Below are 21,930 nucleotides of genomic sequence, written 5' to 3'. Positions count from 1 at the left end.
GGATCATCTCCTTCATGCATTTTTCTTTTTGACTTCGTATTTATAAACGTGACTTTTGAGAAACAGGAGCGCAAGGGGAGCGGACTATTTTCTAGTTATGTCCCAGTCTCATTTTTTACGCTTCTATAGTTGATTCATTATTTTTTCTAAACATCTTAATCAAAATGATGAGTAAAACCGTAATGCCCAGGGCAATACCTATCATAGAGTATTGGAAACGAATTGCGGGAAACCCTGCTATGTTTGCGATGCCATCCAATATTAAAGGCGAGCTGAACTGTCCTATAAAAATCGAACTGGATACTATAGCAATCACTCGGTCGCTTTGAAGAGGATTGACCAAGCCTAGCGCTTTAACATTAATCATTGGGAACAAAATTCCTTGTCCAAAACCAATCATACATGTGCAAGCTAAAATAATTGGAACAGAATGACTTAAAGCCAAACCAGTGAATGCTACACCCATTAAAAATATACTAATCGGCATGATATACGATTTCAGGAAATCCTGGAGCTGAATCAATGTCAAACTGGTTATCATTCCACCTACTGTGGTAAAGGAAATCACAGTACCCGCCAATTCCGGTCCACCTATATTGCTCTGCTCAAGGTAGAGTGCCATATTCGTGGCAACCGAATAGTAGACTAGCATAATACCAGCAGAAGCTGCTGCATATCCAAAAACAAGCAATGGCATTTTGCTTTTTTGTACGTTCTGATCTTGTTTAAGTGGAGTGTCTTTCGGCAAGAATATAAAGACCATAATGAAAATCACAACACCCATTAAATACACATTAAACGGAGCTCTCCAACTAATAGCTGCTAAATATCCTGCTAGCATCATAGTTACGATACCTCCAAAGTTACTGAATGCTGAATTATAGCCCATCATCTTCACTTGCTCACGACCTCTAAAATGATCACTGATTAACGTGATTCCGAGCGGCATCACTAAACCAACGCCAGCACCTAGCACAAATCTAAAGGCCAGTAACATTTCAATTGTATTGGTGAACTGTGCTCCTACCCCCGCAATTACATAAATGAATAAACCGATTAAAGCAACCGTGCGTTTAGGTATCCTCGATGTTAACCAACTAGAGACGAATGTAAAGGGAATGATGAATAAGGAAGGTGCTGTTAAAATCAGCTTGATGATCACTGGATCTGCCTCTGGGAAGTTAGCCGCAATCAAACCAAGAGCTGGAGAAATAGCAGCTCCTGCCATAACTGTTGCCATCGAGATGGAGATGATTGTTGGTTTCAACATGCGTTTCATTGGCCAACCCCCTGTCCTGGATAACGTTTTAATTGCCGCAACACTTTATCAGCTGATACTTTTATGGGTGACACTTTCCGTGCATTTGATAATAACAACCCATGGACTAACGATAAATGATACACTGCTAATTCTTCCGCATCACCTTCAATAAACTCTCCAGCAATTTGTCCTCTCACAATAATATGTTCAATACGTTCGACCATGAATCGGTATTTTTCTACAATTTCTTCTTTCACTTCTTGCGTTAGATAATCAGAATATAAAGCTTGCATGATCAAGATATGCCTGTGTACTCCATCTCTTAGTGAGCCTGAGTGAGTCATTTCAGTCAACCATTCCAATTGTTTTAAAGGACTGTGATGTTTTTCCTCTGCTTTATCGACTGTATTGACGAATTCAGTTAATAACTCGAGAATTACTGTGACGTACAGGTCTTCTTTTGATTTGAAATAGTGGTAAAACAAACCATGACTTTGTTCGGCCTTGTTTGTAATCTCACTAATTTTGGTTGCGGCGTATCCTTTCGTACCAAATAATTCGATGGCGGCTTCTTTTAGTTGTTGCTGTCGATTATCGCGGATCTTTTTAAATTTTTCACTTGTTCGAGGTGACATAAAGATTTTCAACTCACTTCTTTTTTATTGATTGACTGACAAGTCAACGTTGAACAGCTTACTGTTCTTATGGGGCTGTTGTCAACCAATAATAATCAAAGTGACGACGCGGTATCATGGATAAACACGTTAGCTATGCACGTATAATTGGTTTTCATTATGTACTTTGCGAAAATAAAACATACTAACATAACTGGAAAATAGTCCACTCCCCTGCGCTCCTGTTTCTCAAAAGTTACGTTTATAAATACGTAGTCAAAAAGAAAAATGCATGAAGGAGAAAAATGATCCTTCATGCATTTTTTTATTTTGTCCTAGTCTCGTACTAGGTAGAACTTAATTCAATTATTAACGATGTAATCTTTTTTCGACATCTTCTACGATATCTTGTACGGAGTTGCCTTCAATGCTGATCACGGGGAATTCGAATTGGTCGATGTTGACATCGCTTAAAGCACGTACTACGCCTATATCATAGCCGCTTAGATGTTCATCACTTGCAAACATCTTCACTTCATGTCCTTTTTCCTCTAATGCTTGTTTAATGTCATCAAATGGTACTTCTACCGCTATTTTCGCCATATCCTATTCCTCCTCCAAATACTACATGTATTCGATTAATACTTTATAATTTCCCGCTCTTACGTAAATTAAACATGACTTCTTAAAGTATGTTTATAACACTGTAATACCAAAACGATTGATTTCGGGGAAAATGGGTATTTTACTGTTAGAGCTATTGAATCATTATAGGAAGAACTTATAGAAGGAGTCGACAGATATGTTCGGTTTAGCGGATCTCCTTAGCTTAGTCATTTCAAGTTTTATCATTTTACCTGTCGTTACGTTTATAAGGGAAGCTGGCTATTTTATAATTAGTGGTCTCTTCGGCGTGAAAAATGCCAGACTAACTATTGGTTCTGGACCTAGACTTTTTAAATTCGGTGTTTTAGATATACGAAAATATTATCATGTAAACAGCTGGTTTACTTTTGATTCAGTAAAAAGAAAAAGTAATTTCGCATATATATGTATATATGCTGGGCCGATTTTGATTAACGTGGTCGTGGCAGTCACAATTAATGCGCTGATAGCGAATGGATTTTTTGAAGACTCCAAAACATTTTGGAGCCGTTTTATATTCTACGCCTTCTATTTCGTTTTATTTGACTCCATTCCAATGAAAACCGTAAATGGCAAACCGAATAACGGTATGATTATTTATGAACTTCTTCGGTATGGCAAACGCATTGATTTCAATGAAGAACCCCTGATTCTCGGTACAACAGAAGCAGAAGAAATGTATCAGGAAGAAATGAAGAAAATTGAAAAGGTAAAAGAAGAAATTAAAGAAGAAATCATAAAAAATGATAGCGTTCCCCCTGAAAAGAAAGGATGAGCAAGATGATTGTACGTGAACACGAGAAAACATTCAGCTTTGTGCAGCAACATCATCATGGACACCTCGCCGGTGAATTAATGAAACACTGGAAGAAGGATATGTTTCCTGATGATCAATGGCGTCATTCCGTATTGACTGCCATTAGTAACCACGACATCGGCTGGGCTCCTTTTGATAAACAGCCTTTTTGGAATGATGCGAAGTCGGCACCTTTTCAATTCACTGACTTCCCCCTGCTCCCTAAAACAGTACTTTATCGCCAAGGAATTGATGATGTAGAACAGATGGACCAATATGCAGCAATGCTTTGTAGTCTTCATTATGAACAGTTTATACAGAGTAACAACGAAAAAGAGGCTAAGCTATTTATCAAGGGTGAACAGAATCGTCGTGAACGATTGTGTAAAGAAATCGAGGGTTTTGATAAGGATTTATTTGAAAAGCATTTTGCTTTGCTTCAGCTTGGAGATAACTTTTCCTTATATTGTTGTGTGAATGATCCAGGTATCGACAAAGCGAATGAACATGTATTCTTTCGCGACGGCATTCCTTCTACAAGCATTTTCCATACATTACCGGTAGGACGAATTGGGATATACTTTGCAGATCAGCACACTGTTAAAGTGGAAAATTATCCTTTTAGTTATTCATTTGACGTTGAAGTAAAGCAAAAGACTGTCTTGAAAAAAGATATTGAGGATCACGGATTGCAAGTAGCTTATGAAAAGGCTGACTATGAAGTAATTCCTTTTCATTTTACGCCGTCAAATAAATAAAAAATGCAGAAAGAAGAAATAATTTCCTCTTTCTGCACTCCATTATTGCTTCACACGTACTTTACTTGCAAGTTCTTTCAACGCTTCCACTTTATCCGTCTGCTCCCATGGCAATTCGATGTCAGTGCGGCCAAAGTGACCGTACGCTGCTGTTTGTTTGTAGATAGGACGACGTAGGTCGAGCATTTTAATAATGCCTGCCGGTCGAAGGTCAAATAATTCACGTACGAACTCTACTAATTGAGTTTCGGATAGTGTACCGGTATCAAATGTATTGATCGAGATAGAAACCGGGCTCGCTACTCCAATAGCGTACGCCAACTGAACTTCACAGTGCTCAGCCAGTCCAGCTGCAACGATATTCTTTGCAACATAACGTGCTGCGTAAGAAGCAGAACGGTCCACTTTCGTAGCATCCTTCCCTGAGAATGCACCGCCACCATGACGGGCATATCCACCATACGTATCGACGATGATTTTACGTCCAGTCAGACCGGAGTCTCCTTGAGGTCCACCCACAACAAAGCTGCCAGTAGGATTAATGAAGTATTTAGTATGCTCGTCCAATAAGTTTTTTGGAACGACTGCATCAATCACAACGTTCTTTATATCCTTCTCAATTTGCTCGAGTGTCGCTTCAGGATGATGTTGTGTAGAAATAACGATTGTGTCGATTCGCACAGGATTATTATCTTGATCGTATTCTACCGTCACTTGTGTTTTTCCGTCAGGACGTAAATAAGATATAAGTTCTTCTTTACGCGCTTGTGCCAAGCGATGTGCCAATTTATGAGAAAGGCTGATGGGTAGAGGCATTAACTCAGGCGTTTCATTACATGCATATCCAAACATTAGACCTTGGTCTCCTGCACCGATTGCATCCAATTCTTCATCTGACATAGAGCCTTCGCGTGCTTCGAGTGCCACGTTGACACTTGCAGCGATTTCAGGTGACTGCTCATCAATGGAAGTAAGTACAGCGGACGTTTCGTAATCGAAACCGTATTTCGCACGAACATACCCGATTTCCTTAACAGTATCACGAACAACTTTTGGAATATCCACATACGTTGTCGTAGTAATTTCTCCCATTACTAATACGAGTCCTGTTGTGATACTCGTTTCACATGCCACACGCGCATTTGGATCTTCCGTTAGGATTGCATCTAAAATTGCGTCTGAAATTTGGTCGCACATCTTGTCAGGATGGCCTTCTGTAACTGATTCTGATGTAAACAGTCGACGGTTTGTCATGTTGTTTCCCCCTATATTAAGCATCATGATACGGTACTCTCATAAGTCCCTGGTAAAGTTCCACGCCTAGACGTCAAGCATATACCATAAGGATTCAGGGCTAGACAATATAAAAAGCCCTCCACTCATATTCAATCCATGAGTAAAAGGCAAAATTTCACGCGCAGCACCTTTCACTCTTATCGTCCAAGGAATTAAACCTTGCTTCAGGTTTGGCACCTTCGCGTTAGACTTGCGTCTATTGCAGGTTGCCGGGTTTCACAGGGCCTGTACCCTCCACCAACTCGGGATAAGAGTATCCGTTCATGTCACATCGTATTAAAAAGTTTGGATTTTGTCAAATTATTTCTCCTAAATCACTTGAGTTTTCCATTAGTATAGATTAATATTCTTAATGTGTTATACTATTTACGAATTAGGATATTCTCATCAAGATAAAAATAAATCGACTACGCAAAGGACGGTATGTAAACATGATATCTGCAAAAATTGATGATAGTTTAAAAAGTCTTCTTAGTGGAAGCAACGTGACGATCCAAGCGTCTGTGGCGGAATTAACGGAAAAAGCAGTAGCAAGAGGCGAAGCTAAACTTTCTGCCGACGGTGCGATCACTGCACGTACAGGTAAATATACAGGACGCTCACCTAAGGACAAATTCATCGTTGAAGATGCAGTGTCTAAGGATAAAGTAGATTGGGGTAGCACGAACAGTCCGATTTCAGAGGAGATCTTTGATTCATTATACACGAAAGTCATCGATCATTTGAAGAAAAAAGATGAACTCTTTGTATTTAAAGGGTTTGCAGGGGCAGATAAAGACTCTCAATTGTCTATCCAAGTAATTAACGAATTAGCTTGGCAAAATCTGTTCGTTCACCAACTATTCATCCGTCCAACCAAAGAAGAATTGAAAGCACATGAATCGCAATTCACCATTTTGGCTGCCCCTTCATTTAAAGCGGATCCAAAAGTGGATGGCACGAACTCTGAAACGTTCATCATTGTATCGCTGGAAAAGCGAATTGTCTTAATCGGTGGAACAGAGTACGCTGGAGAAATGAAAAAGTCTATTTTCTCTGTTATGAACTTCTTACTTCCTGAGCAAGATATCCTATCCATGCACTGTTCGGCAAACGTTGGAGAAGAAGGCGATGTTGCTTTATTCTTCGGTCTTTCTGGAACAGGTAAAACGACACTTTCAGCAGATGCTAACCGTAAACTTATTGGTGATGATGAACACGGATGGTCTGATAATGGCGTATTTAATATTGAAGGCGGATGTTACGCAAAATGTATCAATCTTTCTGCTGAAAAAGAACCTGAAATCTTCGGAGCAATCCGTTTTGGCGCTGTTTTAGAAAACGTAGTACTGGATGAAGAGACACGCATTGCTGATTATGATGATAAATCATTAACAGAAAACACACGTGCTGCATATCCAATCGAAAACATTGATAATATCGTGACACCGTCAGTTGCTGGTCATCCGAAGAACATTATCTTCCTTACAGCTGATGCTTCTGGTGTATTGCCTCCAATCTCGATTCTTTCAAAAGAACAGGCAATGTACCACTTCTTGAGCGGTTTCACTTCCAAACTTGCTGGAACTGAGCGTGGAATTACTGCTCCTGAACCAACATTCTCTACTTGCTTCGGTTCACCATTCCTACCACTTCCTGCAGCTACATATGCAGAGATGCTTGGAAAGAAAATCGATGAGCACGGTTCAAAAGTATTCCTTGTGAATACAGGATGGACTGGTGGGATCTACGGTGTAGGTTCACGTATGAACTTAGGCTATACACGTACAATGGTGCGCGCTGCAATCGCCGGGAAGTTGGACAATGTAGAAACAAAGAAGAACGAAATCTTCGGATTGGAAATGCCTCTTGAAATCGAAGGTGTACCAAGTAATGTTCTACACCCTCGTTACGCTTGGGAAGATCCAAACGAATACGATAAAGAAGCAAACCGTTTGGCTGATGCTTTCCGTGAGAACTTCAAGAAGTTTTCTCACGTTTCAGAAGACATCGCAATCAAAGGCGGACCACCCGTCAGTAAATAATGGCATACGAAAAGGCTGACCCCTCTGGTCAGCCTTTTTACGTCTACATTGTAATCACTTAAGCGGTGGCGGATGCACATCATTGTCGCTTCATCCAATCCACTGCTTTTTTCACAAGTTGTCGATTCATTTCAGGAGGAATATAATGCGTAAAGCCTTCTAAATACCAAGTTTCAAACTCTTTATTCGCATCACGCAATGCATTCTCCAGCAATAAAGCCTGATCAAACGATACATTCGTATCAAGAGTTCCGTGGATAATCAATGCCGGAATATCAATATTCTCTATCTGGAATAGCGCTGTTCTTTCACGATACGCATCTGGTTGACTATTCGGCGTGCCACCGATGACACGCTTCATCATACGTCGCATATCCTGTCGCTCTTTGTATGTGAAGATCACATCTGAAACTCCTGCCCATGTTACCATAGAAGTTAAATCTTCGCGCATAATGGCTGTCCATAAGGCCATGATCCCGCCTCTTGAAAAAGAGAATAAATGAATGCGATCTGAATTGACTGCACTTTGCTGTTTCAGCACTTCCACGCCTGTCACGGCATCATTGCGATCCTCCCCCGCAAATTCATCCTTTCCTTCACCACCACGATTGCCGCGATAATAAGGAGCGAATACCACAAGACCATGCGACGCAAATTGTGCAATACGCGCTGGCCTCACCATCCCTACATGTTGGATACCGCCACGTAAATAAAGCAATCCATCATACCGTCCTTTTGCTTTCGGTGTTGCCAGAAGTCCTTTTACAAGCAAGCTATCAGAACTATAGGTGATTTCTTCCAATCTGACATGGGGGTTTGGGGAGGGATAATCTTTTCTCCGTATGATTTTACCATCAGTTAGTTCTATCATTCGCTTCCACCCACTTCCTAAGCTCACCCATTCCGCGATCTTTCATATGAAAGCTGAGTTCAGTACAAGCATCTAGTTCAGCGTCGGTCATCCAAACTACGCCTTCTGTTTCCATTAACGTAAAGTCTTTTTCCACATGTGTTATATCTCCTGTGAAAACGGCTTTGCAAAAAGGCGGATCAGTAAAGACTACGTACTCAGCAAATGAATGTATATTTTCTACAGTGACGCCTGTTTCTTCCATCGTTTCCCGAATAGCAGCTTGTTCAATTGTCTCTCCTAATTCCGCTTTTCCACCAGGAAATTCAATGCCGCGTATTCTATGTTTGGTCAATAACCAGCGATTGTCGTGCTTAATAATAACGAGCACATGGCGAGATTCAATTTGATGTAAATTGGGTCCAAAAGTCAATTCCACATGGGCCCCTTGTAAATCTTCAAATTTCAGCAATACGGATCACGTCCTTTCCTCTAGTGTAGCGGAAAGATGAGCGAGGAATCAACGAAATAGCGGTAGTTGCTCGATAAAACGTTTGGATTCATCATCGGTAAATTCATGAATCAGTGCAAAGACCTTCTTCAATCGTAAATCCAATTTGTCATTGTCTGGGTCATAATGATATTGAGCATAAGGTAAATGCGATCGAAGGAAATTTTGCCATTCTAGTTGTTCCATCTGAGCAAATAGTTTTTCGAAAACAGGATAAACTTCTTTTGTAACCTCTACTTTATATTCCCATGTCGAAGAGTGAGGATCTGCAAGTACTAATTTGTGATTAAGTGATATATACATTGGATATTTTTCTTCTATCATAATCATCCTACTTTCTCTTTTTACGTAGGATGCTTCATAAAGAAAAAATTATTCTACAGCAAAAAACCTATTAACGATATATTGTTAATAGGTCATCGCTTTAAATTTCTTGATCCTGTTCTTCATACACTACTTTTTCAACTGCCAACGCTACATTAATGTGAACGTTAGGATCTAATGGATGCGGTACTAAATCGTCACGCTTTGTGCTATCTACAATGGCCAAGGCTGCAGCGATAAGCATTGGATACGTGATAGCTTTCGCATTTGCATTAAGTGCACCACGGAAGATGCCTGGGAATCCAAGAACATTATTGACTAGACGACCATCAGCCGCATAAGCTGCGCCTGCTTCCAATGCAATTTCTGGAGTGATTTCTGCGTTCGGATTAGATAAAGCCAAGATGATTTGACCTGTACGAATCATTTCTGGCTTAATGAGATTTGCAACACCAGTTGTCGCAATGACTACATCGCATGTCTCCATGATTTCTTCCATTGTTTCAACGACGGTACCACCGTACTTCGCTAACATCTCTTTGGCACGGGGATTAGGATCTGTTCCTTTCATTTCTGCTACACCATATGCCATAAACATGCGGCTGATTGCTAGACCTGCTGCGCCTAAACCAATTTGTCCGACTGAAGCATCGGCCAGGTCCACTCCAACATGTTTGCATGCTGTGAGCGCTGCTGCTAATGCTACGACTGCTGTGCCATGCTGATCATCATGCATAACAGGAATCGGCAATTCTTTTTTTAAACGCTCTTCAATTTCAAAGCAATGCGGGGATCCAATATCCTCCAGTAAAATCGCACCAAAGCCTTGATGGATATGTTTGATCGTTTCTACGACTTCATCGGGATTGCTTGTATCAAGTAAAATAGGGATACCACTAATACCAACGAATTGATCAAATAAGACAGCTTTTCCTTCCATAACGGGCATCCCCGCTACAGGACCAATATCTCCAAGGCCTAAAATAGCTGTACCATCTGTCACGATTGCCACTGTATTTGAAATACCTGTGAAATAATTTGCCTGTTCCGGATCTTCTTGGATTGTTTTGCATACACTTGCCACACCCGGTGTATAGACTCTCCGTAAATCTGCCAGAGAACGAATTTCATGAGTGGCTTTCATATGAATTTTTCCGCCTTCATGCATTTGCAATACATCATCTGTAATAGCTTGAACTTTGATACCTTGTTTTAAGTTTTCAATCGCTACCACGATTTCAGCCAAATGCTCTTGATCATTACATTGTAATGCAATTTCTCTAATCGTAGAAAGCGTTCCTACTTTAATCGTTTGGATGTCACCAATATCCCCATTTAACTGACCAATTGCCATAGTAACTTTACCAAGATTGCCCGGTTTAGAAGGAGTTTCGATAATTAAATTACGCAAATATTGTCCTTGAGCCATTTTCAATATACCTCCTACTATGTCTCGTTTTATTTATATTCTAACAGTATTTCTGTCTACTTCCATAAAAAAACACACATCTCTAATTATTCAAGATGTGTGTTCTCCATTCAAGCCTTGATATCGATAGAAGCGCCTTTCGTTGGATGCGCTACAGATTGGTTTTCAAGACCATTTAGCATATCATTCATAGCAGAAGTCTCCATTGAAAGAGCCTTATTCATGACGCTCATTTGAACGGTTGATTGCAAGCTTCTCAACTGGCTGGACATGATTGAATTGATATCCATATCGTTCAACTCCTTCCTGGTATTCACTTCTTACTATCGGCTAATTTTTTGATGAATGAAGAGTTTTACTCGTTTGTTTCGCCGAGAAATGCGTTTAACATCCATTGATGCTTTTCCACACTCTGATAAACGGCATTTAACATATCTTCCGTCATATGATCTGAATCCTTCGCTGCAAGTTCCATACCTTTTTTCAATGATTTCATGGTCTTATCAAAATCATCTACTAACGTCTGCACCATATCATTCGCTTTTTCTGTGCCTTTTGCTTCGTCGACAACAGATTCAGATAAATGCTGGGATAATGTTGCAGTCGGTTCGCCACCTAAAGTCAGTACACGTTCTGCAATTTCGTCCATATGCAATGTTGCTTCATTGTACAACTCTTCAAATTTAGCGTGTAATGTGAAGAATTGACTTCCTTTTACATACCAGTGATAGTTATGAAGCTTCGCATACAATACAGACCAGGTAGATACTTGTTTGTTTAGTTCCTGAATTAATTCCTTAGACATAAAAAAACACTCCTATAATCGTTTTATGCTTCTCTCTTTTAATTTACCACTTATATAGGTAAACTAAACCTTATTACGTCAAAAGGTGATGGATATAGTGAAGAAAGTATTTATACAACTGATCCGGTTCTACCAGAAATTTATTTCCCCCCTATCACCGCCCTCATGCCGATTTCATCCCACTTGTTCACATTATGGTGTGGAAGCAATTGAGACGCACGGAGCGCTCAAAGGTAGTTGGCTTGCGGTAATGCGAATTTTAAAATGTCATCCATTTCATAAAGGTGGATTTGATCCAGTACCTCCCAAAAAATCAGATACGAAATAATCCGTACTAGGTTGCAAACATACAACATATCTTGTATGATGAAAAAACAATCTAAATAGTAATCATTCCGATTACGTCACGGAGGCATTTTGAATGAAAAATCGTTTACTACTGCTGGCAGCCGCTTTGTTGCTAGTATTAAGTGGTTGTACCAATAGTGCAACTACCGAACCGGATGATACGTCATCCAAACCATTACTCGTTTACACTACTGTCTATCCATTGCAATATTTCACTGAACGCATAGGTGGAGAGTACGTCGACGTGAAATCCATCTACCCGCCTGGGACAGATGAGCACGTGTTTGAGCCTACACAGAAAGATATGATGTCCTTGGCAAAAGGAGATTTATTCTTCTATATAGGACTTGGACTTGAAGGTTTTGTACAAAAGACGGAGAAAACGTTGCAGAATGAAGAGATTCAGTTTGTTCCAATCGCTGATTACATCGATTTCGAGGAATTGGAAGAGGGGCATTCTCACGAACATGGAGAAGAAGAGCATGATGATCACGGACATGAAGGGGCAGTCGATCCACATGTTTGGATATCCCCTTATCTCAGCACGAAACTCGCGGAGAAAATCACACAAGAGTTGTCGGATGAACTACCTGAACATGCAGAGTCTTTCAAGAAAAACTTTGATGTTTTATATGATGAATTAGAAGAATTAGATCGCGGATTTAAAACCATGGCAGATGCCGCACCAAACAAAACATTCTTCGTGTCCCATGCAGCATTCGGCTACTTGGCAGACGCTTACGGGTTACAGCAACTTGCAGTATCTGGTCTTGACTCGCAGAATGAACCTTCACAAAAAGAATTAGCTTCTCTTGTGAAAAATGCAAAAGAACAAGACATCCAGTATATTTTATTTGAACAAAACGTCAGCTCAAAATTGGCTGAAGTCATTAAAAAAGAACTGGATGCCGAAGCACTTACTTTGCATAATTTGAGTGTGTTAACTGAAGAAGATATTCAAAAGGAAGAAACGTACTTTACTCTTATGGAACAGAATTTGGCAGTATTGAAAAAAGCATTAGGTAGCTAACAGTGGATGTATACTCCACTGTTTTTTTATAGCCATTTTTTCAATTCGAATCGCATGAGTTTATTCGATGCATTGCGAGGCAGTTGCTCTACGAATCGAAATTCCTTTGGTAGTTTATAACGCGCTAGACGTTCGGAACAGAATTCCAACAGTTCTTGCGTGTTAGCTGAACCCACGAGGAATGCAACAGGTACTTGTCCCCACTCCGGATCCTCTCTCCCACAAACGCCAGCTTCCCTTATAGTAGGATGTGCTAGTAACACATTTTCAATCTCGGCAGGATAAATATTCTCCCCACCTGAAATAATCAAATCAGCACGTCGATCCACGATGAACAAATAACCTTCCCCGTCAAGATAGCCAGCATCTCCTGTAGCAAGCCAACCATCTTCGGTCAGCGCATTGTGTGTACTTTGACTTCCGATGTAACCTGGTGTCACGTGAGGACCTTTTATGAGTACTTCCCCTATTTCACCTGGTTGAACAGTATCTTTAATTGCCACTTGATTGAAAAATAACGGTTTACCTGCTGAACCTAGCTTACGCGTCGCATCTGCTTTTCCAAGAGTCGTCGTTTGCGAACATGTTTCGGTCATACCGTATGTCTGAAGTATCGGGAGTCCACGTGCAGTCGCGCGCTCCAAATAATCCAGTGGTACGGGACCTCCACCTACGAGCATAGTACGAAATTGTGGATGTGCTTTGCTATCAGTTGCTTCCATCACACGAACTATTTGATCGAGCGTCAAGGCAACAACCGACATGGCGGTTACACGCCCTGCTATGATTTGTGCAGCAGCTTCTTTTGCATCAAATTTTTCGTACAAGCGCATTTCCATTCCGTAGATCACGGAGCGAATGACGATCGATAGTCCACTTATATGGAATAACGGCATCATGCAAAGCCATGAATCTTCATCGGTCAATCCGAGATTCAACGCTGAAGCGAGTGCGCTCGACGTATGATTTCCAGCTGTCTGTCGGACTCCTTTAGGAACACCTGTAGTGCCTGAAGTGTACATAATCGATAGCGTCTGATTTTCAGTCCACTGTTCCAGCATGATGAACTCTTTTCGCTCAGACTGTCGAACTGCGGAATAGTATAAGCTCTTGATATGACCTAATTTTGGATAGGTATGTATTTGATCGTCTACAAGCATAATTTGGGCTTCGGAATCACGTACTTGCCAATCTAATTCTTGTTCTGTCATCCGATTGTTCAGACAGACTACCTCCACACTTAATAACCAGCACGCATGGATGAAAAGTACCGTTTGTTCATTGGAGTGGCTGAGTAGCGCCACCCTACTTTCGGATTCAACTCCAAGATGATGAAGTTGTTGTGCGATTTCAAGGGATTGTTCATATAGTTCAAGATATGACCACTGTCCTTGCCCGGTAACTAAAGCGGATGCGTCAGGCGTCAATTTGGCCCGTTGTGCAAGCCAATTTGGAATCATCATAGGTAACTCCTCCAATTAAAAATAACGTAATGAAAAAGCTGCCTAAGTTAGGCAGCTTTCATTTATTTAAGGGAAACGTGGGAATTGATCGAAGTCCGGTTTACGCTTTTCTTTAAACGCGTCGCGTCCTTCTTTCGCTTCATCCGTTGTGTAATAAAGCAATGTAGCGTCTCCAGCCAGTTGCTGAAGTCCAGCCAAGCCGTCTGTATCTGCATTCATTGCCGCTTTCAGGAAGCGAAGTGCAGTTGGACTTTTACCTAGCATTTCTTCACACCATTGAACGGTTTCGTCTTCTAGCTGCTCATAAGGAACCACAGTGTTGACTAAGCCCATATCGAGTGCTTCTTGCGCGTCGTATTGACGGCATAAGTACCAGATCTCACGTGCTTTTTTATGGCCAACAATGCGTGCAAGGTATCCTGAACCATATCCTGCATCAAATGAGCCTACAGTAGGCCCTGTTTGTCCGAAACGTGCATTGTCTGCAGCAATCGTCAAGTCACATACTACATGTAACACGTGACCGCCCCCAATTGCGTATCCTGCTACCATTGCAACAACTGGTTTTGGAATAACGCGAATCAAACGTTGAAGATCTAAAACATTCAAACGTGGAATTTCGTCGTCTCCAACATACCCACCGTGACCACGAACAGATTGATCGCCACCAGAGCAGAACGCTTTCTCTCCTTCACCAGTTAACACGATCACTCCAATTCTCTGATCATCTCTTGCACGTGAAAATGCATCGATTAGTTCCATTACTGTTTTAGGACGGAATGCATTGCGCACTTCCGGACGATTAATCGTGATTTTTGCGATACCATTGTACATTTCGTACTTGATATCATCATATGTACGAAGCGTTTCCCATTGACGGGTCATAATAAATTCCTCCTCTAGTTTTACACTGTTTTCAGAAAGCTCTTTATCATTGTAGCAAATTGTTGAGGTTTTTCCACGTGAATTGCATGCCCTGCATTTTTTATCGTTTCGTGCCGGGCATTTGGCAGGTTTTTCATCATTTCCTGTGCAATAGTTTCAAATTTCTCGTCTTCACTTCCGGTAACTAATAATATAGGTAATGAAAGTTGCTCAAGCGTCTGCCAGTATGATGGCTGACTGCCCGTCCCAATCCCACGTAAACTGTTTGCCAGACCGGTTGGTCGTTGACAGAGGCGTTCATTGCGCACTGCTTGTCGTTGTGATTCAGACAGTTTCTTTTGTGTATGAAATAACGGAATCTCCTGCCAAAAGTCGACGAATTCTGTCATTCCTTGTTGTTCTATCTTATCTGCAAGCTTATTATCTGCGGTACGCCGTGCGAGTCGTTGTTCTGATGTACGCAAGCCTGGTGAACTGCTCTCAAGTACAAGACTCGTTACTTTTTCAGGATATGTTGCAGTATAGCCTAGCGCAACACGCCCACCCATCGAGTAGCCCAGCAAATTCGGCTTCTCAATTTCAAGCTTCTGTAAGACTTCATACAAATCCTTTATTTGTTCTTCCATCTTGTAGCGAGTAATCGTTTCGGGTGCCTCTGTCTTGCCATGTCCGATTAAATCAATCGCGACAACATGATAATCCGTCACAAGCTGTTCAATCGTTTCCTGCCAAGTAGCTGTCGAGCCTGTAAAACCATGCAACATGACAATTGGCGGCAAGAGTTCATCTCCGTATCGTGCAATGTGCGTATCAATGCCTCTGATCGTCAATAGTTCAGTCGTCAATGCGTTCCACCTTCTTCGCGATTTCCCGCCACACAGAGCGATGAGCTTCCACATTGTCTGCACGCACTGTTGCCACTTCAATAATTCGTAGATTAGTCCTCTTATCGGTTTGCATTGCCTGTTCGAATGCTTGTATCGTATCTACCGCATCATACTGCGCTTCATACATTGCTGCGATATGATGGAATGTTAAATTTGTGGGGGTTCCGAATAATTGCTCATAATGGTGTTCAATAGACGCTTGCGGTAAATAGGAAAATATCCCGCCACCGTTGTTATTAATCAGAACGATTGTCAAATCGGTTTGCTGTAAACGGGAAATAATCAATCCGTTGATGTCATGCAAAAAAGCTAAATCTCCAATCAATAAATAGGTCTTGCGTTTACGCCCTTCTTGAATACCTAGAGCAGTCGAGACTACCCCGTCAATCCCATTTGTTCCTCTATTGCAGAACAATGAAATATCGCGGTTTGTCTTTTGGAAATGCGTATCTACATCTCGAATCGGCATACTGCTGCTACAGACTACATCCGATCCATCCGGTAAGTTGGCAATGAATTGACGAACGAAGTGACCTTCGTCTTGATTGAAATGTTCATCGTCATTCATGACATCTGTGGAAATTTGATTGGCTTCAGTCCACTGTTTCGTATACTTTGTTCGCTCACGTGGTAGATATATTTGCTGCCACATACTCTCTGCACTCACTTGTAAATGATGGGTAGTCAGACCAATCGGATCACGATAGTTTGGTGAGTCATCGATCACGATATACGTTTCTGGACAACTCTTCTTCAAAAACAACAATAATGGTTTAGAGATGGGTTGCGGGCCGAATCGTATGACGCAATCAGGTCGCACTTTTTCGACAAACACTTCACTTTTCAGTAACGCATCATACTGATCAATACAAAGATCGTTACAATCTGAAGGCACTTGTGAGCGCAGATTGGACAGTGGATCGCATAGTACGGGCCATTGAAGCGCTTTAGCAAAGTCCCAGAAACAGTCCTTATCTAAAGTTGTCGCTAGCTCGCCCATAACGAGTATGCCTTTTTTCGATTGTGTAATGGCCGTTTCGAGTACTCTTGCCATTTCTTCTGTTACAGCCAAGTTCCCTACCAACTGTTGCTGGAATCGACTGACTTGCGCAGTTGCTTGTAAATCAATAAGTAACGGCTCCCGAAACGGGACATTTAAATGCACAGGTCCTTGTGGTGCAGTTTTTGCAACGGAAAGTAGTCTAACGGCACGTTGTTCCATATATCGTAAAATGTCTTCTCGATTTTCGGGCACAGGGAAATCGACACTATCTTTAACGTGCTCTCCGAACATGCGAATTTGATCGATTGCTTGTGGAGCACCAACTTCACGTAATTCATGCGGACGGTCCGCTGTGATGACGATCAACGGCAATCTTGCATAAAAAGCTTCTGTCACTGCAGGATGATAGTTCGATGCAGCTGTTCCTGATGTACATAGTAAAATAACCGGTTGTCCAGTCGCCTTCACTAATCCAAGTGCGTAAAAAGCTGCGGAGCGCTCATCGGTATGCATATAGGTCTGCATACCTTCAGAGTTCGTTAGCGCATACGCGAGTGGTGTTGATCTGGACCCGGGACTAATAACCGCTCTATTGGCTCCTTGCCGTATAAGAGCATCTGTTAAACGAAGCACATAACTCGTTAATCCTGTTTCATGATCATTCATGTAAACGGCCTCCGAGCGCGCGTAACACGGGACGGAATTTCACCCATGTTTCCGCATATTCTTCCGTTGGTGTAGAATCGGCTACAATACCTCCGCCAGCATATAAATATGCCTCATTGCCAGTTAGCAGTCCAGACCGAATGGCCACTGCAAACTCTCCATTACCCGCAGAATCCGCCCAACCAATCGGCCCGGCATAAAAGCCACGGTCCATTTGCTCTTCTTCGCGAATGATTTCGAGCGCTTTCTGACGTGGAACTCCACCTAGAGCAGGCGTTGGATGAAGTGCTTCTACTAGACGGAATATATCCTGATTCTTCGCAAGCTCGCCTTCAACCGGTGTGAATAAATGCTGTATATCTCGTACTTTCAAAAGCTTTGGTGTTTTATTGACTTGTAGTGATGTGCAAAAATCCGAGAAGACTTGCGTAATCATATCGACTACATATTGATGTTCTTCACGGTTTTTCTTATCTCGTAACAACAATTCTCCAAGTCGCTGATCTTCTTGAGCCGTTTTTCCGCGTTCAATAGAACCCGCTACACAAGCTGAATACGCATGTCCCTTATAAATTTCAACCAATCTCTCTGGCGTTGCACCGAAGAACATTTCCTTCCCAATTTGCAGACCAAAGTGATAGCTAGCAGACTGTTCATTCGTAATTGTATGCAACGCAGCAGCCTTTTGGAATTCTTCTTCGAACGTCAATTTAATTTTACGTGCAATGACTACTTTCTCTGCCTCTTGCGCTTTAATATGCGATGTCACGTGCTCCACGGCGTCCATATAGCGGTCCGTAGCCAATTCTGTCTGCTTGATTACGCTCGGCTTTCCTTGGAACGTGAATTCGTCAACCTGTGCAATATGAATTAAGCGGTCACGTTCTTGACGCAATGCTTCAAAGTCTGCTGCGGTTTGCGGTTCATCCGTAATATAATTAATCGATACATACGTTTTACCTTTTTCGATTTTCAGTTGGAATAAAGGCACAGTAAAATAAGCAGCTGGAAAAGCGTTCCACTCATCGTCTTGGCGGGTGTGAGGATCAAAAGAAAACCCTCCAAACAACACCGGATCGACATCTTTTTCTTCCTTAATCAAACCTTCACATAACGTTGCCCATTGTGAAGAAATCGACTGAAAACGATCCTTCTCCGCTGTTAGAACTGTAGCCTGACCCAAACCGACAAGTTTTACTGTCTTGTCTGCATTTTGCCAGAAGAAACGATGCTCACCATAATGTGAAAAGCCTGCTTCAAAAAAAGCAAGCGGACTAAGCGTTTCCACTTCCAATGTTTCCGTAAAAAAACGAGATTCAGCGCCTGTTGCCGGAACCGTCTTCTCTCGATCGGTCAATTTCCGAATCATCCCACTCTCTCCTTCTCATCGTGCAATATGTTTTTCGACAATTTACGCTCAGACTTCATTTCTCTGAACAATAAGTACCTCTATTCTAGCACATTGGACGCTGTACTTAATATATAATGTCTCGCTGTATAGGAGCGCATTCGACAATTATCTTTTGCAGTCATCTCTTCTTACCTAACTGCTTGTTTTTGTTGTATACTATCAGATGATGATTACATATATAAGGAGAGATTACCCGTGCAACACACAATAGAAACCGATACCGGCTGGCGAGTTTGGTGGCAGCTAACGCGCCCACACACATTGACTGCTGCTTTTGCACCTGTCTTTTTAGGGACCATGATTGCGTTACAATACGGACCACTTCATTTCCCGTTATTTTTAGCGATGCTTGTAGCAAGTTTATTTTTACAGATGGCTACGAATATGTTCAATGAATACTATGATTTCAAACGAGGACTCGACGATGAACACTCGATCGGTATTGGCGGTACAATCGTCCGGAACGGCGTACAACCAAAAACCGTATTAAATTTAGCGCTCATTCTGTATGGCTTATCTGTTCTCCTAGGCATTTACATTTGCATGGAATCTTCTTGGTGGCTTGCCGTCGTAGGTTCTGTTGCCATGCTGATTGGCTATTTGTATACTGGCGGACCCTATCCGATTGCTTATACCCCATTCGGCGAGCTGGTTTCTGGATTTATTATGGGCATGCTATTAATTTTAATTGCATTCTATATTCAAACAGGAACTGTCACTGGCAATGCCATATTGCTTTCTGTACCGAGCATGCTTTTAGTAGGTGCGATTATGTTAGCAAACAATATTCGGGATATTGTACAAGATACTAAGGGTGGCAGAAAAACCATGGCAATTCTTATAGGTCGAAATAATGCTGTAACGATATTGGCAATGTTTTTCATCGTGTCGTATGGATGGATCATTGCACTTGTCGTGACAGGTGATGTGTCTGCATGGGCATTACTCGTACTACTGAGTATTCCCAAACCGCTACATGCTACGAAAACCTTCCGAAAGTATGAACAACCCATTCAAGTCATGCCTGCGATGAAGGATACTGGCGTTACCAACACGCTGTTTGGCCTGCTTCTCGGTATCGGCATTCTCATCGCTCACTTCATCTGAATAAACTATCTCCACAACGTCCACACTGAAAAAGGTGGACGTTTTTTTGTTGTAGAGGTTTACTATTGCTTGTAAACAGGGAAAGACTGAAATAAGAAAGCTTTATCGGTCAACTAAGAAAGCCACATAGAAAGGGTCGTGACTATATTGTTAACAACTAAACAAATTCAACAACTCGAAAAAGAATTACGAGCTATGGAAGAACGTTTGACTGAAACAGAAAACGAGACGGAGATTGTAAAGACTGCACAAGAAGATGTAGGCGAATTATCCATGTATGATAATCACCCCGCTGATATGGGAACAGAATTATATGAGCGTGAAAAGGACATGGCACTCAATACACACGCAGAAGGTGAGCTAGAAAAAGTTCAGAACGCGCTACAAGCCATGCAGGACGGCACTTATGGCAAATGTGAAGTCTGTGGTAAGGAAATACAATTTGAGCGCTTAGAAGCAATCCCTTACACGACTGTGTGTATTGATGACGCGAAAAAAGATGTTCCAACTGATCGACCGGTTGAAGAGGATTTATTAATCATGGCAGATCCTAATTCATTTGCAGCACGAAGGGAAGGAGACGCAATAGATTACGAAGATAGCTTCCAGGAAATCGCACAATCAGGAACATCTGAAACACCTTCAGACTTCTCAGGCAATAAAAATCGAGACTACGGCGATCTGTACGATGAAGAAAATGAAGATAGTGTAGAAGAATATGAAGAGTTTGCAGTGTCTGACATTACCGGTGAACCAGCTGGGTTTGTACGCACTGCAGACGCGATAGAATATGAAGAGGAGTTGGATGTGGAAGGGATTGAATCACCATTAGGTGACATCCCTTATAAAGAAAGTGACAGCTATATTGATGCAGAGAAAGATAAGTAATTAAAAAAAGAGTAAGTCCCACATGCGTTCATTGTAGGGCTTACTCTTTTGCATGTACTTTCGTTCCTTAACTTCACTAGCCGTTGCATACTATCAAGTACCAGTTTGAGGACAGATAGCAGTAGCGTGACAACTTTTTCAAATAGCAGTGCATAAATTGTCAACACGACTCTACACTATTGCAAAGCCTTGTACTCCCCTCAGCTGCTTCCTACATAACTTATATCGGATAATAGAAAAAGGTATTGCACAGTTGTGCAATACCTTTTTATGTATGACCCCTACGGGATTCGAACCCGTGATACCGCCGTGAAAGGGCGGTGTCTTAACCGCTTGACCAAGGGGCCAAAATTATGGCGGAGAAGGAGGGATTCGAACCCTCGCACCGCTTTCGCGATCTACACCCTTAGCAGGGGCGCCTCTTGAGCCACTTGAGTACTTCCCCATAAAAATGGCTCCGCAGGTAAGACTCGAACTTACGACCGATCGGTTAACAGCCGATTGCTCTACCACTGAGCTACTGCGGAATGGTGGGCCTAAGTGGACTCGAACCACCGACCTCACGCTTATCAGGCGTGCGCTCTAACCAGCTGAGCTATAGGCCCCTATTGGAGCGGGTGGGGAGAATCGAACTCCCATCATCAGCTTGGAAGGCTGAGGTTTTACCACTAAACTACACCCGCAATTATGGTGGCTCAGGACGGAATCGAACCGCCGACACAAGGATTTTCAGTCCTTTGCTCTACCAACTGAGCTACTGAGCCACATTTGTTACTTCCATAAAGACGCTTTTCTAAGCGTATGTATAAAATGGCGGTCCCGACGGGAATCGAACCCGCGATCTCCTGCGTGACAGGCAGGCATGTTAACCGCTACACCACGGGACCTTGGTTGCGGGGACAGGATTTGAACCTGTGACCTTTGGGTTA

At 41.9% G+C, this 21,930-nt stretch carries 21 protein-coding genes, 7 tRNA genes, 1 pseudogene and 1 riboswitch; of the genes and pseudogenes, 7 read left to right on the top strand and 22 right to left on the bottom strand.

Annotation, left to right across the window (positions count from 1 at the left end):
- Positions 1–115 precede the first annotated feature (115 nt).
- From CSV70_RS10100 to CSV70_RS10090, 3 genes are all read right to left on the bottom strand, one after another.
- Entirely contained in the window at positions 116–1,279 is a 1,164-nt protein-coding gene (locus CSV70_RS10100) for an MFS transporter (RefSeq protein WP_232319203.1), read from the bottom strand.
- Entirely contained in the window at positions 1,276–1,896 is a 621-nt protein-coding gene (locus tag CSV70_RS10095) for a TetR/AcrR family transcriptional regulator (protein ID WP_085131394.1), read from the bottom strand. The genes CSV70_RS10100 and CSV70_RS10095 overlap by 4 nt, the downstream gene beginning before the upstream one ends.
- Before the next feature lie 348 nt (positions 1,897–2,244).
- Positions 2,245–2,478 carry a YkuS family protein gene (locus CSV70_RS10090; protein WP_085131395.1) on the bottom strand — a complete coding sequence of 78 codons (234 nt, stop codon included), beginning with the start codon at positions 2,476–2,478 and terminating at the stop codon, positions 2,245–2,247.
- Between the two features lie 199 nt (positions 2,479–2,677).
- Here CSV70_RS10090 and CSV70_RS10085 point away from each other — a divergent pair, with 199 nt between their 5' ends.
- The gene (locus tag CSV70_RS10085) at positions 2,678–3,295 is read left to right on the top strand and encodes a hypothetical protein (RefSeq protein ID WP_085131396.1); all 618 of its coding nucleotides are present in this window, start codon (positions 2,678–2,680) and stop codon (positions 3,293–3,295) included.
- Positions 3,296–3,300: 5 nt separating this feature from the next.
- Entirely contained in the window at positions 3,301–4,074 is a 774-nt protein-coding gene (locus CSV70_RS10080; protein WP_158232405.1) for a DUF3891 family protein, read from the top strand.
- 42 nt (positions 4,075–4,116) lie between these two features.
- Here CSV70_RS10080 and metK read toward each other — a convergent pair whose 3' ends face one another.
- On the bottom strand, positions 4,117–5,328 hold the full coding sequence (metK, locus tag CSV70_RS10075) for a methionine adenosyltransferase (protein ID WP_099627045.1): 1,212 nt from the start codon (positions 5,326–5,328) through the stop codon (positions 4,117–4,119).
- Between the two features lie 176 nt (positions 5,329–5,504).
- A riboswitch (SAM riboswitch) is annotated at positions 5,505–5,624 on the bottom strand.
- Positions 5,625–5,801: 177 nt separating this feature from the next.
- On the opposite strand from metK, the gene pckA reads away from it, so the two are divergent.
- On the top strand, positions 5,802–7,394 hold the full coding sequence (gene pckA, locus CSV70_RS10070; RefSeq protein ID WP_099627044.1) for a phosphoenolpyruvate carboxykinase (ATP): 1,593 nt from the start codon (positions 5,802–5,804) through the stop codon (positions 7,392–7,394).
- 79 nt (positions 7,395–7,473) lie between these two features.
- On the opposite strand, the gene CSV70_RS10065 is transcribed toward pckA, so the two are convergent.
- The 6 genes from CSV70_RS10065 to CSV70_RS10040 all read right to left on the bottom strand — a co-directional run bounded on the left by CSV70_RS10065 (position 7,474) and on the right by CSV70_RS10040 (position 11,313).
- Entirely contained in the window at positions 7,474–8,265 is a 792-nt protein-coding gene (locus CSV70_RS10065) for an alpha/beta hydrolase family protein (RefSeq protein WP_099627043.1), read from the bottom strand.
- Positions 8,249–8,716 (bottom strand): NUDIX hydrolase, encoded by a 468-nt coding sequence (locus tag CSV70_RS10060; protein ID WP_099627042.1) that lies wholly within the window; start codon positions 8,714–8,716, stop codon positions 8,249–8,251. Before CSV70_RS10060 ends, CSV70_RS10065 begins: the two co-directional genes overlap by 17 nt.
- A gap of 48 nt (positions 8,717–8,764) precedes the next feature.
- The gene (locus CSV70_RS10055; RefSeq protein WP_232319204.1) at positions 8,765–9,079 is read right to left on the bottom strand and encodes a transposase; all 315 of its coding nucleotides are present in this window, start codon (positions 9,077–9,079) and stop codon (positions 8,765–8,767) included.
- 100 nt (positions 9,080–9,179) lie between these two features.
- Entirely contained in the window at positions 9,180–10,508 is a 1,329-nt protein-coding gene (locus CSV70_RS10050; protein ID WP_099661021.1) for an NAD-dependent malic enzyme, read from the bottom strand.
- Between the two features lie 110 nt (positions 10,509–10,618).
- Positions 10,619–10,798, bottom strand: a complete 180-nt coding sequence (locus CSV70_RS10045) for a putative motility protein (RefSeq protein WP_085131404.1) — start codon at positions 10,796–10,798, stop codon at positions 10,619–10,621.
- Positions 10,799–10,863: 65 nt separating this feature from the next.
- Positions 10,864–11,313: a Dps family protein gene (locus tag CSV70_RS10040; protein WP_085131405.1), complete on the bottom strand. Its 450-nt coding sequence runs from the start codon at positions 11,311–11,313 to the stop codon at positions 10,864–10,866.
- A 97-nt stretch (positions 11,314–11,410) separates the two neighbouring features.
- On the opposite strand from CSV70_RS10040, the gene yidD reads away from it, so the two are divergent.
- Positions 11,411–11,641: a membrane protein insertion efficiency factor YidD gene (yidD, locus tag CSV70_RS10035; RefSeq protein ID WP_085131406.1), complete on the top strand. Its 231-nt coding sequence runs from the start codon at positions 11,411–11,413 to the stop codon at positions 11,639–11,641.
- Between the two features lie 93 nt (positions 11,642–11,734).
- A complete protein-coding gene (locus CSV70_RS10030) occupies positions 11,735–12,691 on the top strand; it encodes a metal ABC transporter solute-binding protein, Zn/Mn family (RefSeq protein WP_099629331.1) in 957 nt (318 codons plus the stop codon).
- A gap of 26 nt (positions 12,692–12,717) precedes the next feature.
- Here the strand turns inward: CSV70_RS10030 and CSV70_RS10025 are convergent, their stop codons facing one another.
- The 5 genes and pseudogenes from CSV70_RS10025 to CSV70_RS10005 all read right to left on the bottom strand — a co-directional run bounded on the left by CSV70_RS10025 (position 12,718) and on the right by CSV70_RS10005 (position 18,964).
- Positions 12,718–14,154 (bottom strand): o-succinylbenzoate--CoA ligase, encoded by a 1,437-nt coding sequence (locus CSV70_RS10025; protein WP_199171613.1) that lies wholly within the window; start codon positions 14,152–14,154, stop codon positions 12,718–12,720.
- A gap of 66 nt (positions 14,155–14,220) precedes the next feature.
- Positions 14,221–15,039 (bottom strand): 1,4-dihydroxy-2-naphthoyl-CoA synthase, encoded by an 819-nt coding sequence (gene menB / locus CSV70_RS10020; protein WP_029055123.1) that lies wholly within the window; start codon positions 15,037–15,039, stop codon positions 14,221–14,223.
- A 20-nt stretch (positions 15,040–15,059) separates the two neighbouring features.
- Positions 15,060–15,884 (bottom strand): 2-succinyl-6-hydroxy-2,4-cyclohexadiene-1-carboxylate synthase, encoded by an 825-nt coding sequence (menH, locus tag CSV70_RS10015; RefSeq protein WP_233191802.1) that lies wholly within the window; start codon positions 15,882–15,884, stop codon positions 15,060–15,062.
- A 166-nt stretch (positions 15,885–16,050) separates the two neighbouring features.
- Positions 16,051–17,595: pseudogene (menD, locus tag CSV70_RS10010) on the bottom strand (2-succinyl-5-enolpyruvyl-6-hydroxy-3-cyclohexene-1-carboxylic-acid synthase); the annotation flags it as partial.
- On the bottom strand, positions 17,588–18,964 hold the full coding sequence (locus CSV70_RS10005) for an isochorismate synthase (RefSeq protein WP_099661019.1): 1,377 nt from the start codon (positions 18,962–18,964) through the stop codon (positions 17,588–17,590). The pseudogene menD and the gene CSV70_RS10005, both read right to left, overlap by 8 nt.
- Positions 18,965–19,201: 237 nt before the next feature.
- Here CSV70_RS10005 and CSV70_RS10000 point away from each other — a divergent pair, with 237 nt between their 5' ends.
- Both CSV70_RS10000 and CSV70_RS09995 read left to right on the top strand, forming a co-directional pair.
- The gene (locus CSV70_RS10000) at positions 19,202–20,113 is read left to right on the top strand and encodes a 1,4-dihydroxy-2-naphthoate polyprenyltransferase (protein ID WP_099661018.1); all 912 of its coding nucleotides are present in this window, start codon (positions 19,202–19,204) and stop codon (positions 20,111–20,113) included.
- Between the two features lie 138 nt (positions 20,114–20,251).
- Positions 20,252–21,001, top strand: coding sequence for a TraR/DksA C4-type zinc finger protein (locus CSV70_RS09995; protein WP_233191801.1), 750 nt, complete (start codon positions 20,252–20,254; stop codon positions 20,999–21,001).
- 275 nt (positions 21,002–21,276) lie between these two features.
- Here the strand turns inward: CSV70_RS09995 and CSV70_RS09990 are convergent.
- The 7 genes from CSV70_RS09990 to CSV70_RS09960 form a co-directional block, all read right to left on the bottom strand.
- Positions 21,277–21,348, bottom strand: a tRNA-Glu gene (locus tag CSV70_RS09990).
- Between the two features lie 7 nt (positions 21,349–21,355).
- A tRNA-Ser gene (locus CSV70_RS09985) sits at positions 21,356–21,446 on the bottom strand.
- Positions 21,447–21,453: 7 nt separating this feature from the next.
- Positions 21,454–21,528: transfer RNA gene (locus tag CSV70_RS09980), tRNA-Asn, on the bottom strand.
- A 1-nt stretch (position 21,529) separates the two neighbouring features.
- Positions 21,530–21,606: transfer RNA gene (locus CSV70_RS09975), tRNA-Ile, on the bottom strand.
- Between the two features lie 4 nt (positions 21,607–21,610).
- A tRNA-Gly gene (locus CSV70_RS09970) sits at positions 21,611–21,684 on the bottom strand.
- Positions 21,685–21,689: 5 nt separating this feature from the next.
- Positions 21,690–21,765 (bottom strand) — tRNA-Phe (locus tag CSV70_RS09965).
- 47 nt (positions 21,766–21,812) lie between these two features.
- Positions 21,813–21,888: transfer RNA gene (locus CSV70_RS09960), tRNA-Asp, on the bottom strand.
- Between the last annotated feature and the right edge of the window lie 42 nt (positions 21,889–21,930).

Origin of the sequence: Sporosarcina sp. P25, assembly GCF_002743235.1 — a bacterium.
GTDB classification, from domain to species: domain Bacteria; phylum Bacillota; class Bacilli; order Bacillales_A; family Planococcaceae; genus Sporosarcina; species Sporosarcina ureae_B.
Note: the sequence above shows the minus strand (reverse complement) of the source record. Positions and strands in the feature narration are given on the sequence as shown.